The sequence below is a fragment of the Noviherbaspirillum sp. Root189 genome (genome assembly GCF_001428545.1).
Lineage (GTDB): Bacteria > Pseudomonadota > Gammaproteobacteria > Burkholderiales > Burkholderiaceae_D > Noviherbaspirillum.
Map to the genome: position 1 here is coordinate 1 of NZ_LMHZ01000044.1, position 13,215 is coordinate 13,215.

A 13,215-nucleotide genomic window follows, 5' to 3' on the forward strand; every position below is an offset into this window, starting at 1 on the left:
GACATTGGCTTACAAAGTATTTGCCTGCTGCATTCGAACGTGCCACTGCGGGAGGCGAATCAATTGCCGTCCTCTTTATTGATTTAGACAAGTTTAAAAACATCAACGATACATGGGGACATTCGACAGGAGACAAACTGCTGCATCTGGTATCGTCGAGACTCCGCAGTGTGCTTCGGCCTGGGGATACCGTGGCGCGATTTGGGGGAGATGAATTTATCGGTTTGCTTGAAGGTGTAACGCATGAAAACCACGTTATCGAAATAGCGAATCGAATTCGTCACGCGCTTGCGCAGCCTTTTGACATTAAACAGCGTAGTTTCGCGATAGGCGCTTCGATTGGAATTAGCATGTTCCCTAAAGACGGGAGAGATGTGGAAACGCTAATCCGAAATGCCGACATCGCCATGTACGCTGCAAAGGCAGAACCGACAACCAGGCATCGCTTCTTCGAGCAAGAGCTATTCACACGTATCCACCACCAGACCGAGCTACAAAGAAGCTTGAATCGCTTCTTCGAGCAAGAGCTATTCACACGTATCCACCACCAGACCGAGCTACAAAGAAGCTTGACTCTGGCAGTTGAAGCGGACCAGTTTGTCGTCCACTATCAACCGCGATTTGACGTCAAATCTGCCCTCCCGGTAGGCATGGAAGCATTGGTTCGATGGCACCATCCCGAAAAAGGCCTTATCTTTCCCGCAGAATTTATTGCAGCGGCCGAAAGCTCGCATTTGATTGTACAACTCGGCGAAATCGTGATGAACAAGGCTTGTCAACAAGTCGCTGCATGGCGCAATCAAGGATTGAACCTCTTCCCTGTATCCGTTAATGTATCTGCGAAGCAATTCCATGAAAACGGTGTCAGTATGCTCCTGAAGTCAGCTTTGCGCCGCTACGACCTTCCGCCGTCGTCGATTGAAATTGAGTTGACCGAATCTATCATGGCTAGCCACTCCGAACAGGTTTTCAATGAACTGAAAACTATCCACGCATTGGGGGTCTCTGTTCATCTGGATGACTTTGGTACTGGTTATTCATCACTTTCAACTCTGCAAGAACTTGATGTGGATGTATTAAAGCCGGAGCAAAGAGGGTGAAGTCTTTTTCAAGGCCATAATATCGATGGCGAAGGCATTGGGCATGCGCGTCATTGCTGAAGGGGTAGAAACTGATAAGCAATTGCAAGCGTTGCGACTTCTTGAGTGCGATGAAATTCAGGGATACTTATTCTCTCAGCCCCTGCCACCAGAAGAGGTCGTCAAGTATTTTGAGAGGCGTGTTGAGGTTGATTAGATTGGACTTTCTTCGGTAGTCAGTCGAGAACCTTTTCCTTTGGTAGAAACTCAATGCCCGTCCTTCGAACCAGCTCAGCGTAGCTAATTGGTTTGCTCGCACGTGCTCCGTCATTGTTTCCAATCCAGTGTGCCCAGGCGCGCCCTGTTGTTGCGTCGTAGACCGGCTTGTATAGGTATTGGGTACCCACACTCGATTGTCACCAATCGTCTTGGGCTTGACTTCATAGACCGGGCCGGTGATGACGTAGACGCCTCCTTTTCCCGCACTGGCGGACGTCAAGCATGTGTTCGTCAAAGCGGCAGCCCGGGTCAACAACCGGGCCGAGAATAGCCATCAACCTACCCGGGAACGCGAGCGGCGGATGAAAGGTTTCCACTCACTGGCACGAACACAGACCTTCCTCTCCAGCTTTGGGCCGATTCGGCAGCATTTTGCCCTCAAGCGTCATCACCTTGCCGCCGCGCGCTATCGAACTGAACTTGCCAGGCGCTTCGTGTACTGGCATCAGATCATTGGTCTCGCCCAAAATCCGTGCACTGCTTTTTGAGCATTGATTGGACCAGCTCTCACTGTGTTCCTGATTCATTAACGTGACAGAAACGCATTCCCTTGGTGTTTAACATGGCCGTCCACTCAAGATCACAACAGGACCGTTGGCCTGAAGCCGCCGACCGTGCCGTTAATGCGACAGAACCCTTCATCGAGCGTCACCCGTTTCAGCTTGATTCCTCCATGTGCCGGCAATGAGTTCCTAAAATGTTTACTTAACTCGTTCGAAAAAACATTTGATGTAGCGGCCATGAACGTTACGTTGACTTGAGATCTTGTTCGTCTATGACCCGGCCCCATTTCAGATATTCTTCCCTGAGAAAGAGGCTAAAGTCGTTTGGACTGCTGGCAATCCATTGCGAGCCCTGAGCATTGATGCCATCACGCAAAGCCTGATCTGTAAAGGCTTTTTGGATGGCCGCGTACAGCCTGCCGACGACTTCCTTGGACATGCCGGCCGGCCCAAAAACGCCCCCCCATGCCTCGGCTGCAAAATCGGGCAGCGCTTGCTCACTGATCGTCGGCACGTCCGGGAACAACGTAGAGCGGCGCGTACCGCCACTTGCCAGCAACCTGACTCGGCCCGTCTTGATATGCGGCAGAATCGCCGATGCAGAGGTGAACATGACCTGAGTATTGCCAGAAATAAGGTCCACGATGGCGGCACCGTCCCCTTTGTAAGGTACGTGCATCATCTCCACCTTCGCCAGAGCCTTGAACAGTTCGGCGGCGACATGATAGGGGCCCCCTTGACCCGACGAACCGTAGTTCATTTTCGTGCCGTTTCGGCGCAGGTGCGCAATAAGCTCCGGCACGTTAGCTGCTGGCACTGATGGATTCACGACCAGTACGGTATCCCATGTGACGAGACAGCTGATCGGCGTGAAGTCCTTGAACGGATCGTAGGAGACCTTTTCAAGATGCGGAGCAATGGCCAGCGGACCGATTCCTCCCATCAGCAACGTGTAACCGTCCGGTTCTGCTCTTTTAACGTATTCGGCCCCCACTCTTCCATTGGCCCCGGCACGATTGTCGATCACCAGGGGTTGTTTTAAGATCGGCGCCAGAAATTTTGCGATCAGGCGCGCGGTATTGTCCGTCGCGCCCCCGGGAGAATAGGGCACGACGAATTGGATCGGTTTGACCGGATACATGGCCTGCTGCGCGTGGGTGAAGGTGGTGGTTGTCGAACCTGCCAATGCGGCAACCGCGCCAAGAAATCTCCTGCGTTCCATTGCTGTCTCCTTGCGTAATTGTTAATAGCAATAATGCCCGTTTCACCTACCCTGCATTGGCCGCTTTGGACGCTTTTCGACGAAAGCCCGCGCGCTTTCTGCAAAATCTTCCGTCAGGTGCAGCTTGAGCGGGTCGGTCAGGATGGCCGCTTCCCGCTCCGCCTTCTCGATGGCGAGCCGATGCGCGCGCACCATGGCCCGCACACTCAGCGGCGGCATTTGCGCGATTCCCCGCGCCAGCTCAAAAGCGGTCGTCAGATAAGCGCCACGGGGCGCTACGCGATTGATCAGGCCGGCGGCGAACGCCTGCTCGGCGCTAAAAAAGGAGCCAGTCAGCGTCGCTTCAAGTGCGAAGCTGCCAATGCCGCGCAGGCGCATGAGAGATGCATAGCGCACGCCGGATAGTCCCCGCGGCGTTTCGGTAACCTGGAATTGGGTGCCCTCCTCCGCCACCACGAGTTCGGCGCTGAATGCGACGCCAACCGCCATGCCGATCGCATAACCGTGGACGGCTGAAATGACAGGTTTCCAATTAACCGCCCGGGTAAAGATATCGGCCCCTTTGGCTCCAAAGCCTTCCGGGCCACCGAGCAGGGTAAGCTCTTCGCGGGTGCGCAACTGGCGTTGGTTAACGTCGGCGCCGCTTGAGAACGCGCGGCCGTTCCCGGCGAGCACAGCGACATTGGCGTTGGGATCGCCATCGAATCGCCGCAATGCGTCGACCAGCGCCAGCACGAGCTCGTCGCTAAACGCGTTGAGCTTTTCTGGCCGGTTCAGCCGGATGGTGGCGACCTGGTCGACACACTCGTAGTCGATTAATTTTTCCGTGGCAATAGTCATTCATTTTCCTTTACTGGATTCTGCTTGAACGAAGGTACGCTATAGATGGCATTGTCATGGCCGCATCGTGTCAGCCCGGTGTTACTGTGGCTCGATATTCGCGCTCTGCGCCACTCTCTTCCACAAGACGATGTTCTCCTGCTGGAATTTGCGGAATTCGGCCGGGCCGATCGGCATCACTTCCATACCGGTCTTTTCCAGGAACTCCCTGGTTCGCGGGCGCTCCGCAATCTGTGCTATCCACGCCGTGAGTTTGGCGGCAACCGGCTGGGGCGTATTCGCCGGTACCGCCGCCCCTACCCAGGTATAGGTGATAAAGTCGCGCAACCCGCTTTCGACCGCAGTAGGCACCTCTGGCAGGTTTTTCAAGCGCTGATTGGAAGCGACCGCCAACGCGCGTACCTTGCCGCCCTGTAGCGCCGAGAGGCCAGTGGTTGTATCGACCAGTGTAAAGTCGACCTCGCCGGACATGACAGCCCGAGCGGCATCGGGTGCCCCCTTGTAGGGCACATGGGTGGTCTTGATGTGCGCCATCTCGTTAAACCATTCCGACATGAGCTGATAGCTCGCCGCGCCCGCTGCGTAGTTGAGCGCCCCTGGCCGCTTTTGGGCATCGTTGATCAAATCCGTGATCCCCTTGTGAGGACTGTTCTGCGGCACCAACAGGATAACGGTCGAACCCATCAGCATGGAAAGAGGCGCAAAGTCCTTGACCGGATCATAGGGCAAGGTACGGAACAAGGCGACGTTGGTCGCCAGCGTCGACGTGCTGCCGATAAGGACCGTGTGGCCGTCAGCCGGCCCATTCAGGACGCTCGACGCGGCGATGAAGCCGCTGCCGCCAGGCTTGTTTTCCACAACGACCGGATGACTGGTCAGCTTGGACAGCTCGTTTGCGTAATACCGGGCTGTGGCATCTGTACCGCTGCCCGGCGGGAATGGCACGACGAACTTGATAGGCCGAGTTGGAAATTCCTGTGCCGCCGCCGGCGCGAACCAGGCCGTCAAGGCCAGGCAAGCTACGACAGCCGCCGTCGACAGGAGGGAGTCCCGCTTTTTCGCCCAACCATCTTGCATCCTGCTTTTCATGGTTTGTCTCCTATTTCCGTTTTTCTGTTGTCGGATACCTTTACCCTACTTGCCTTTAAAGGTCGGTTCGCGTCGCTGTCGCCAGGCATCGTGTGCCTCATGCGCGTCTTCGGTCTGCTGCAATATCATGAAACGATAGACGTCCACCAGTGCGGCGTCACCAACATTCGGAATGTCCAGGCCGCGGTTGATCGACTCCTTCACAAGGCGGCCAGCCAGCGGCGGCATGGCAGCAATTGTTTCGGCGACTTGCATCGCCTCTTTCATGAGAGATTCGTGCGGCACCAGCCATTGCGCGAGCCCGATACGATGGGCCTCGTCCGCTTTCAGCGGAAAGCCCATCGCCACGCGCATTGCGTTTCCCTTGCCAACCCAACGCGCGAGCCGCACTCCGCCGGCATGCGCGGGCAATATGCCGAGCCGAACTTGCGGCAGGCGCCATTCGGCCCGTTCCGAAGCGATGATCAAGTCGCAGGAAAGCGTGGCAATACAGCCGATGCCGATCGCATACCCATTGACCGCGGCGATAATTGGCTTGGAGAACTCGGTCAAGATATGGGTCACAAACTTCCTGGCCCTGGGCAATTCCTCGATGAACTGGGCGGCGGAATGCGTGGCATGCGTATTTTCGTCCTTCAGGTTGGCGCCTGCCGAAAACGCGCCACCCTCCTCATCGCCCGTAAGGATGACGCACCGGATGTTGCGGTCGCCTTCCATTCGTTCACATAGCGCAATGAGGTCTTCGTTGTAATCTTCGCCCCAGGCATTGCGCGCTGTGGGGCGGCTTAGCGTAAGAATTGCGACGTGCCCGCGTTGTTCAAATAACACTGGCATGGCTGTCTCCATTTTTATTGTTGCAGAAGGCTGCAGTCACACAATTCCCTTGCTGCAGAGCTCATCAAAGTCTTTGCCACCAAAGCCGAGTAACCGGCTCAGCACGTCACGCGTGTGTTCACCCAAAAGCGGCGGCGCCAAACAGTACTGGACTGGTGTCACTGACATACGGATTGGACTGGCAAGAATGGGGATTTCCCCAAGTTCGGGATGGCTGACGCTGGTTGCCGCGCCGCGCGCCTGTATATGGGGATCGGAAAAGACCGCGGCCATGTCGTTGATGGGTCCACATGGCACGCCAACTTGTTCAAGTTTGTTAATCCAGACTGATGCCGTGGCCGATTGCAGGACCGGGATAATTTGGCAGTCGAGCGCCGCGCTGTGTTGCACGCGTAAGCCGGAACTGGCAAAACGCTCGTCGCGCGCCAGTTCCGGCAATCCCAGGATGACGCAGAAGCGCGCGAACTGGTCGTCATTGCCGACCAGGATGACAATCTGCCGGTCGGCGCACGAGTACACGCCGCTTGGATGGGTGACCGGGTTGGTATTTCCCATCCGTGACTGGATGCGTCCGGTCGCGAGGTAGTTCAGGCCGAAGTAGGCCAGCGAAGACACTTGCACATCTAGCAGGCTCAGATCGAGGTGTTGTCCCACACCGCTTGCGTCGCGATGCCTCAGCGCGGCGAGAATGGCGACGGCAGCGTAGATACCGGTCATGAGATCGATCACCGGCATGCCGGAGCGCTGCGCCCCCCCTCCCGGTCGGTCGTCGCGCTCGCCGGTAATGCTCATTAGGCCCCCCATGGCCTGGATAATAGTGTCATAACCGGCACGCGCCCGGTACGGGCCCGTCTGCCCGAAGCCGGTGATGGAGCAATACACCAAGCGGGGATTGATCTTGGACAAATCCTCATAGCCCAATCCATAGCGCGCCAGGTCGTCCGCCTTGTAGTTTTCAATAAGGACATCCGACACCTCGGCTAGCCGCCGGATGATGTCGGCACCTTCCGCGCTCGCCAGGTTGACGGTAATGGATTGCTTGCCGCGGTTGGCCGCGCAGAAATAAGCCGACGCCGCCACGCCATTCTCACCTAACGGCACGGAAGGTTCCCACCGTCGTGAATCGTCACCTTGCCGAGGTCGTTCAACCTTGATCACTTCGGCGCCCAGGTCGGCGAGTATCTGCGAAGACCACGGTCCGGCAAGAATGCGGCTCAAATCAAGAACGCGAAGGCCATTCAGGGCAGTCATCGCGGGGAGATCATTTCTTAGTGGAATTTTTTGATCACTCATCACTTCATCCTGTGGTTCCATGCATTGCACTATGGCGCGCCCGTTATAATTCGTCCACTACGTTTTTTAAATCACACTAATTTCAAAATCAAATTACTGACATGGACTTGAAAGAACTTCGCTGTTTTGTAGCCGTCGCCGAAGAGCTCCATTTCGGGCGAGCCGCGAGCCGCCTGCATGTCTCCCAGCCACCTGTTACCCAAAGTATTAAGCGGTTGGAAGAAAGTCTGGGCGTGCAATTGCTTATCAGAACCAAACGCTATGTGCAGGTCACTGCTGCGGGTGCTGCGCTGCTGGAGGAAGCGCGGCGGATCTTGGCGCAGGCGGACAACGTGCAGCGTGCAGTGCAAGAGGCGGAACAAGGGCAAAGAGGGGTGCTGCGCGCCGGCTTCCTTGCGACCACGGTATTTACTGATGCCCGCGAACACTACCTGCGGGTCATTGCCGAGCTGCGCGGAGTTTCAGTGGGCTGGGAAGAGATGAATTCGATGGACCAGGTTAAAGCTTTACAGCTCGGTCAGATCGATATTGGCTTGGTCCATACGCCACTTGAACGGCATGGACTGGATGCCAGGCCTGTGGCGCGTGGGCCATTGGTCATCGCTGTGCACGCTGCGCACCGCCTCGCCTCATCAAGGGCGTTGCGGCTACAAGCGCTGAAGGATGACCATTTCATCCTGCCGCCGCGGCATACGGCTCCGGGGTTCTACGATAACATCATCACCGCCTGCAATGCAGCCGGTTTCAGTCCTGTCATTCCACATCAGGCGCGACATATGCTGACGATGATCAGCCTGGTGTCAATTAACGCGGGGGTTGCACTGGTGCCTGACTGGCTGAGGACCTGCGGCATACCTGATGTGGTTTTCCTGGACATCATTGGACAAACGCCAATGGCGGAAATTTCAGTGTTGTGGAATCCGCAGAACCAGTCGCCGGTGCTTGCGCGGGTGCTAAAGCTCTTCGAGACCTGTTATTGATCCGGCATCGGTTTGTAGAGTTAAGAATAATTCGAGCGGCATAACTAACTGGGCCATGTTGGAGGTATTTTTTCACCCGGTCAGGCGATTAACTAATTTTGCGCAAATGACGGATCACTGCGTTCTTTAAGTCTGCCTTATGGCGCGCTGGCCGGTTATCGAGAATCAGAAATACCTTGCGCTGTACATCGCGCACCAGGCGCTGCATGAACCTGATCAGCAACACTGGGTTCATCGCCTGTTTCAGAATCATCCAGCGCACAGTGCTACGATTGGTCACGGCAGGACAGGCAGCGAGTGAGTGTTTGGCTTAAGGCTATGCTGAACAAGCTGTTGATTTCTGAAATCAGGCCGACGTGATCGATTTGAATCGGAAATTGGCGGCGTTCAGCCGGTTATTTCATGCCCTTGCGGGCGGCTCACTGGGCGTTTCCGCCCGCTTTCGCCCATTACGGGCGCACCTGTGCCATCAACCGATGGCGTGACAGGTAAATATTTGCCAGGGTCAGCGCCGTGAAGGCGCGGCATGCATTCTTGGCCAGACCGCGATCGCGCACCCTGGTGAAGCCCCACAGCCACTTGACCACCGCGCACAGCGCTTCCCATGGCACGATGCGATTCATCGCCTCCAGAAATTGATCGCGCCGCGTCGGCTTGCGGTATTGCTCGAAGCCTTGGTCCGCCGCCATCGCCAGTGTCTGCTGCTTCATCGTCGTTCGCCGTGTCCGTCGTCAATGATGCCTGTAACGCTTGAGCAACCTTTCTCGTTTACTTGTTCAGCATTGTCCTAATTCCGGTGCAGGGTCAACGGGCCTTAACTTAATGATGCCGATGGTCCTGTAATACGGGGGCGAGAACAGAAGCATCCAGCAAGGCATATGACAGCTTTTCATTTATTTTTTTAGCCGCACTTAATATCGCGCGTCCATATAAGTACCTAACTCGATCAAAAAACTAATTCCCTGTTCATATTATGCACAAATATTCAATTTTCTTTGCTCTTTAGTTTCCCAGATGTTTGAATCATTCCTGCCATTTAATCATTGGTGGGGATAACACGAGCAGTGAAACGTTACTAATCTCGAATCAAGATGCAACTCGCCGCGTATGGTTGATCACATCGGCAAGATTCTGCTTCGCATGCCGTAGGAGTAGATGATGCGCTATGTCGTGGCATTTCGGCGTGAAATGTCTTAAATGCAAAATCAATAATATTGGAGGCTGACGTGCTTAATAGAACGAATCTCAGGCGCCACACGATTGTCGCTGGTGTATTTTTTATCGCTGTGCTTTCGGTGCAAAAAGTTTGGGCGGATGTGCCGGACTACCCGGATCGTTCGGTGAATGTCGTCATTCCTTATCCGGCCGGTGGCTCTGGAGACACCACAGTGCGTTTTATTGGGCGCAAGCTCTCGGAGCGCTGGGGCAAACCGGTTATCGTCGAAAATAAAGCTGGAGCAAGTGGAATTATAGGAACTCAGGCTGTGGGCAAAGCCTCTCCTGATGGTTATACGGCATTGTTCACAACTACGCTGCACATCCAGAATGAGGCTGTAGGAAAAAAAGCTCCTTATAATCCAATTACCGACTTTGTACCGGTTGGCCAAGTCTTGCGATCGCCCGCCGTACTCGTTGTGTCAAGCGCGGTGTCAGCGAACTCTTTCGGGCAATATGTCGATTTTGTTAAATCACAGCAAAGCAAACCTAGTTTTGGCTCTGCCGGGAATGCCACCACCTCTCATTTGTATGGAGAACTCTTCACCCGAAAGACTGGGTTGACGGCTGTTCACGTTCCTTACAAAGGGGGTGCGCCCATGATGACAGACCTTCTGGGCGGACATATTAATTATGCGGTAATTGATGTCGGGTCGGTCATGCCGATGCTAAAGGCTGGCAAGGTAAAAGTATTTGCAATTACTGGAGCAGAGCGTTCATCGCTACTTCCTAATATCCCTACCTTTAAAGAGCTTGGGTTTACTGGATTTGAGTCTTATGGCTGGATGGGGTTTCTTTTACCGAAGAATACACCGACGTCTGTCACTGAAAAGTGGGAAGTTGCTTTGTCCGCGATTACGAAGAGCCCCGAATATACAGAACTTATCAATGGACTCGGCATGGAGCCGACTACGATTCAGGCAGCGCAGTTTTCCTCCGTGCTCAAAAGCGATATAGCAAATTGGAGAAGAATTGCCGAAGAAGCTCGCATCACCGCTGAATGATCAGGTATTAACTTAAAAATAATCGAATTTAATGGAAATAAGGAGTGTTACCGTGCCCGTTTTACATGTGTATTTATTTGAGGGTCGGACTGAAGAGCAAAAGGCATTGCTTATGAAAGCACTAACTGACGCCGTGGTAACTACACTTGGCTCTCCTACTGGAAACGTCAGGATCATGATTCAAGAACTACAGAAGGAGGACTACGCGGTAGGAGGCGTATCCGTCAAAGCCATGGGAAGATGATTACGGAGGTCGTCTAACTTCAGCCCGTGCATCCAGGGAATGCTAAAGAGGCTAGGCATTCACGCGACAGGACGTTCAACAACCCATCGCGTTATGCCAAGGTTGGTGCTATGGCCGGCCCCGCTTACCGGCAATCGGCATTATTGAGTTAAGGCCTGTTGTTCCCTGAAACGCTGCGGCGGTAAGTATTTCAAGGCGCTATGCGGGTGCTTCGTGTTGTAGTGCTTAAACCAGCTTCCACGTTGCTGCATCACCATCGTAGCGTCCGGGCGCGCCGCCAGGCTCGCATAGTCACGTTTAATCGTCTTGACCAAGCTTTCCTCCATGCCGTTGCTCTGCGGGCTTGACACCGGCATGGTGACTGGTTTGAGGCCAAGCAGTTTGGCAAAGTAACGTGCCTCTGCAGCGGTATAGCAATTGCCATTGTCCGACAGCCATTCAATCTCTGACGGCGGTCCGGCATCGCCAAAGCGATATTCCGTTGCCTGCATCATCAAGTCACCCACCAGGCCCGCATCGATGCCTTTGGTGGCAGCAACCCAACTCATCACTTCACGGTCACAGCAATCCAGCGCAAAGGCAATACGTACCCGTTCACCGTTGTCGCAAGACAGCTCAAGCCGTCAGAGCACCAGCGGGCGTTGCTCTTCCCGACCGCTACATCTTGCCATCATGGCGCCGCTGGTTGACTGGGCGCTGTCCAGGTCGGTACAACAGCAAGTGATGATCACGCATGATGCGGTAGACGCGTTTATGATTGATAGGCCGACCATCCGGCATGCCATTCAGTCGTAGTACGCCCCGAACCCGTCGATAGTTAAAGCTCGCCAGATCGTGGACGACTGAACGAATGGCTTGTTGAGCGGCCGAATCATCGTTCTTGCTGCGGCTACGCCGAGGGCTTCGCAGACCAGTCTCAATGATTGAGCCTGAGCAAGACGGCGAGCGCGCAATCCACTTTTTTGCCTTGGCAAAGTCCACCGCTTCCTCGAGGAAATCGTTCTCCAGTGTCTTGCGCCCCAATTTGCGCAAGCAGAGCATGAAACGAGAAGAGATACAGCGAAGATGACGATTTTCGTCCGGTGATTTTACCGACTCCTATGCAATTTTATACATATAAAGGCACCGAATAATCCTAGCCCCTTGGATCTGCTGACTCATAATCAGTAGCGAATGTCCTGAATCCGCTCTGCCTCTGCTCCGTTACATCGGCGGCTTCAATCGCCTTTTGTGAGGAACTTTTGCTCTAGCCCTGGTTTTAGCGTCACATGTTTTTGTAGCCGTCCGCCTATTGCCCGTAAATCCCTGTCTTGACCAGACAAAGCTACCAACGAGATACCGAATGGAAGGCCGTCTGGGCGCATGCTGGCAGGTATCGCTAGCGCACACAAATCGAGTGGGCTAACAGGATAGGTGTAATAACCGATATTGTTGTTTAAGTCGATTGGATTCGCCTTAACTTCTTCACAAAAATACGCGCGACCGACTGTGGGCGTTACCAGAACATCGACTCCACGAAGAAGCTTTTTTACTTTTCTCCGAAGCTCAGTCATTTTATAAATTGCCCGGACAGTGTCTGTACCTGAATAGCTCAGGCCCTTTTGGATCATTGATGTCACTGCGGGATGCACTGTTTCTGGATGCCTTTTGACCAGCTCGCCATAACTAACTGCACGCTCGGCGAGCAAGCCGCTATCAAATGGTAACTTGCCCGCTTCAATAAAAATTGAAAAATCGACCTCAATTGGTTTTCCACCGATAGCCTTCATCGACTCAACGGCTCGCCAATACGCATTTTGCGCATGTACGTCATCAAAAAATTTCAGATGTTCCTTAGTCGGAATGCCGAAAGTGAATTCACCCTCTAATATCGGAGCAAGGGATATATCGTCCGCGTCTTCACGGCTGAAGATGTCAGTGTCATCATATCCACGAATGACTTCCAACACTTGGTAGCCGTCTTCAACAGTGCGAGCAAAAACAGGAACGCAATCGAAATAGCGATTGTTGTAGATTAAGCCGGAGCCGCTGACCAGCCCTAAAGTTGGCTTGACCCCAACGATATTATTCATGGCCGCCGGCACTCTGCCGGAACCGCCGGTGTCCGAGCCCAAGGAGAATGTAACTATGCCTGCAGCAACGGCGACGCCCGAGCCAGAGCTTGACCCGCCCGATATATATCGTTCGTCGAATACGTTGCGGCAATGGCCCCCCATTGTTCGTGTGCCGTTTAACCCGGTGGCAAACTGATCGAGTGCATTTTTGCCAATTAATATCGCGCCTGCATCAAGCGCTTTCGTAACGCTGGTGGCCGAGACGTTCGGTATGTGGTCGAATCCTTCGCAACCACAGGTAGTGCGCATGCCGATGATATCCACATTGTCCTTTACGGAAAATGGAATGCCATACAAAGAGGGAAAATCCTTACCCTGGAATTGTTTTTCGATACGCTGCGTTTCTCGCAGGGCGATTTCTTTATCGACTAGCTCTGTCCATGCATAATCCTGGCCTCTTGCCTCTATGCGTCGAAAGACCTCAGTCACGACATCTACCGGGGTAAATAATTTTTCCCGATAGCCGTCTCGAAGCGCTTGAATGTCTAAACCAAGGTTACTTAAGTCCATTTTCACTGT

At 54.1% G+C, this 13,215-nt stretch carries 12 protein-coding genes and 5 pseudogenes; 5 read left to right on the top strand and 12 right to left on the bottom strand.

Annotated features, from left to right (window positions below; all coding sequences use genetic code 11):
- Positions 1-20 precede the first annotated feature (20 nt).
- Positions 21-1,296: pseudogene (locus ASE07_RS20975) on the top strand (putative bifunctional diguanylate cyclase/phosphodiesterase).
- Between the two features lie 19 nt (positions 1,297-1,315).
- Here ASE07_RS20975 and ASE07_RS29960 read toward each other — a convergent pair.
- Positions 1,316-1,554 (bottom strand): annotated as a pseudogene (locus ASE07_RS29960) (DNA/RNA non-specific endonuclease); the annotation flags it as partial.
- A gap of 4 nt (positions 1,555-1,558) precedes the next feature.
- Between ASE07_RS29960 and ASE07_RS28350 the strand changes: the two are divergent.
- Positions 1,559-1,846: pseudogene (locus ASE07_RS28350) on the top strand (IS6 family transposase); the annotation flags it as partial.
- Positions 1,847-2,105: 259 nt separating this feature from the next.
- Here ASE07_RS28350 and ASE07_RS20985 read toward each other — a convergent pair.
- From ASE07_RS20985 to ASE07_RS21005, 5 genes are all read right to left on the bottom strand, one after another.
- Positions 2,106-3,083, bottom strand: coding sequence for a Bug family tripartite tricarboxylate transporter substrate binding protein (locus tag ASE07_RS20985; RefSeq protein WP_057292780.1), 978 nt, complete (start codon positions 3,081-3,083; stop codon positions 2,106-2,108).
- A 42-nt stretch (positions 3,084-3,125) separates the two neighbouring features.
- Positions 3,126-3,923, bottom strand: a complete 798-nt coding sequence (locus tag ASE07_RS20990) for an enoyl-CoA hydratase/isomerase family protein (protein WP_057292781.1) — start codon at positions 3,921-3,923, stop codon at positions 3,126-3,128.
- A gap of 81 nt (positions 3,924-4,004) precedes the next feature.
- Entirely contained in the window at positions 4,005-5,012 is a 1,008-nt protein-coding gene (locus ASE07_RS20995) for a Bug family tripartite tricarboxylate transporter substrate binding protein (protein WP_235548554.1), read from the bottom strand.
- A gap of 45 nt (positions 5,013-5,057) precedes the next feature.
- Complete coding sequence (locus ASE07_RS21000) at positions 5,058-5,846, bottom strand: enoyl-CoA hydratase/isomerase family protein (protein WP_057292782.1); 789 nt, start codon at positions 5,844-5,846, stop codon at positions 5,058-5,060.
- Between the two features lie 36 nt (positions 5,847-5,882).
- Positions 5,883-7,139, bottom strand: a complete 1,257-nt coding sequence (locus ASE07_RS21005; RefSeq protein WP_235548555.1) for a CaiB/BaiF CoA transferase family protein — start codon at positions 7,137-7,139, stop codon at positions 5,883-5,885.
- 101 nt (positions 7,140-7,240) lie between these two features.
- Between ASE07_RS21005 and ASE07_RS21010 the strand changes: the two genes are divergently transcribed.
- The gene (locus ASE07_RS21010) at positions 7,241-8,119 is read left to right on the top strand and encodes a LysR family transcriptional regulator (protein ID WP_057292784.1); all 879 of its coding nucleotides are present in this window, start codon (positions 7,241-7,243) and stop codon (positions 8,117-8,119) included.
- An 88-nt stretch (positions 8,120-8,207) separates the two neighbouring features.
- On the opposite strand, the gene ASE07_RS29030 is transcribed toward ASE07_RS21010, so the two are convergent.
- The 3 genes and pseudogenes from ASE07_RS29030 to ASE07_RS30885 form a co-directional block, all read right to left on the bottom strand.
- On the bottom strand, positions 8,208-8,399 hold the full coding sequence (locus ASE07_RS29030) for a hypothetical protein (protein ID WP_156396860.1): 192 nt from the start codon (positions 8,397-8,399) through the stop codon (positions 8,208-8,210).
- 169 nt (positions 8,400-8,568) lie between these two features.
- Positions 8,569-8,721: pseudogene (locus ASE07_RS29500) on the bottom strand (IS5/IS1182 family transposase); the annotation flags it as partial.
- Positions 8,698-8,829, bottom strand: a pseudogene (locus tag ASE07_RS30885) (IS5/IS1182 family transposase); the annotation flags it as partial. The pseudogenes ASE07_RS29500 and ASE07_RS30885, both read right to left, overlap by 24 nt.
- A 516-nt stretch (positions 8,830-9,345) precedes the next feature.
- Between ASE07_RS30885 and ASE07_RS21020 the strand changes: the two are divergent.
- Both ASE07_RS21020 and ASE07_RS21025 read left to right on the top strand, forming a co-directional pair.
- A complete protein-coding gene (locus ASE07_RS21020) occupies positions 9,346-10,338 on the top strand; it encodes a Bug family tripartite tricarboxylate transporter substrate binding protein (protein WP_162256925.1) in 993 nt (330 codons plus the stop codon).
- Positions 10,339-10,369: 31 nt separating this feature from the next.
- The gene (locus ASE07_RS21025; RefSeq protein ID WP_235548557.1) at positions 10,370-10,582 is read left to right on the top strand and encodes a 2-hydroxymuconate tautomerase; all 213 of its coding nucleotides are present in this window, start codon (positions 10,370-10,372) and stop codon (positions 10,580-10,582) included.
- 140 nt (positions 10,583-10,722) lie between these two features.
- On the opposite strand, the gene ASE07_RS28355 is transcribed toward ASE07_RS21025, so the two are convergent.
- The 3 genes from ASE07_RS28355 to ASE07_RS21035 form a co-directional block, all read right to left on the bottom strand.
- On the bottom strand, positions 10,723-11,196 hold the full coding sequence (locus ASE07_RS28355; RefSeq protein ID WP_082584359.1) for an integrase core domain-containing protein: 474 nt from the start codon (positions 11,194-11,196) through the stop codon (positions 10,723-10,725).
- Positions 11,197-11,239: 43 nt separating this feature from the next.
- A complete protein-coding gene (locus ASE07_RS30890) occupies positions 11,240-11,623 on the bottom strand; it encodes an IS3 family transposase (protein WP_082584360.1) in 384 nt (127 codons plus the stop codon).
- A gap of 176 nt (positions 11,624-11,799) precedes the next feature.
- Complete coding sequence (locus ASE07_RS21035) at positions 11,800-13,206, bottom strand: amidase family protein (protein ID WP_156396862.1); 1,407 nt, start codon at positions 13,204-13,206, stop codon at positions 11,800-11,802.
- Between the last annotated feature and the right edge of the window lie 9 nt (positions 13,207-13,215).

Bases quoted from the DNA above. Each gene is read 5' to 3' on its own strand.
- ASE07_RS21025 (WP_235548557.1), top strand. From the start codon at position 10,370: ATGGAAATAAGGAGTGTTACCGTGCCCGTTTTACATGTGTATTTATTT.
- ASE07_RS30890 (WP_082584360.1), bottom strand. From the start codon at position 11,623: ATGCTCTGCTTGCGCAAATTGGGGCGCAAGACACTGGAGAACGATTTC.
- ASE07_RS20990 (WP_057292781.1), bottom strand. From the start codon at position 3,923: ATGACTATTGCCACGGAAAAATTAATCGACTACGAGTGTGTCGACCAG.
- ASE07_RS21000 (WP_057292782.1), bottom strand. From the start codon at position 5,846: ATGCCAGTGTTATTTGAACAACGCGGGCACGTCGCAATTCTTACGCTA.
- ASE07_RS21010 (WP_057292784.1), top strand. From the start codon at position 7,241: ATGGACTTGAAAGAACTTCGCTGTTTTGTAGCCGTCGCCGAAGAGCTC.
- ASE07_RS20995 (WP_235548554.1), bottom strand. From the start codon at position 5,012: ATGAAAAGCAGGATGCAAGATGGTTGGGCGAAAAAGCGGGACTCCCTC.
- ASE07_RS21005 (WP_235548555.1), bottom strand. From the start codon at position 7,139: ATGAGTGATCAAAAAATTCCACTAAGAAATGATCTCCCCGCGATGACT.
- ASE07_RS21035 (WP_156396862.1), bottom strand. From the start codon at position 13,206: ATGGACTTAAGTAACCTTGGTTTAGACATTCAAGCGCTTCGAGACGGC.
- ASE07_RS20985 (WP_057292780.1), bottom strand. From the start codon at position 3,083: ATGGAACGCAGGAGATTTCTTGGCGCGGTTGCCGCATTGGCAGGTTCG.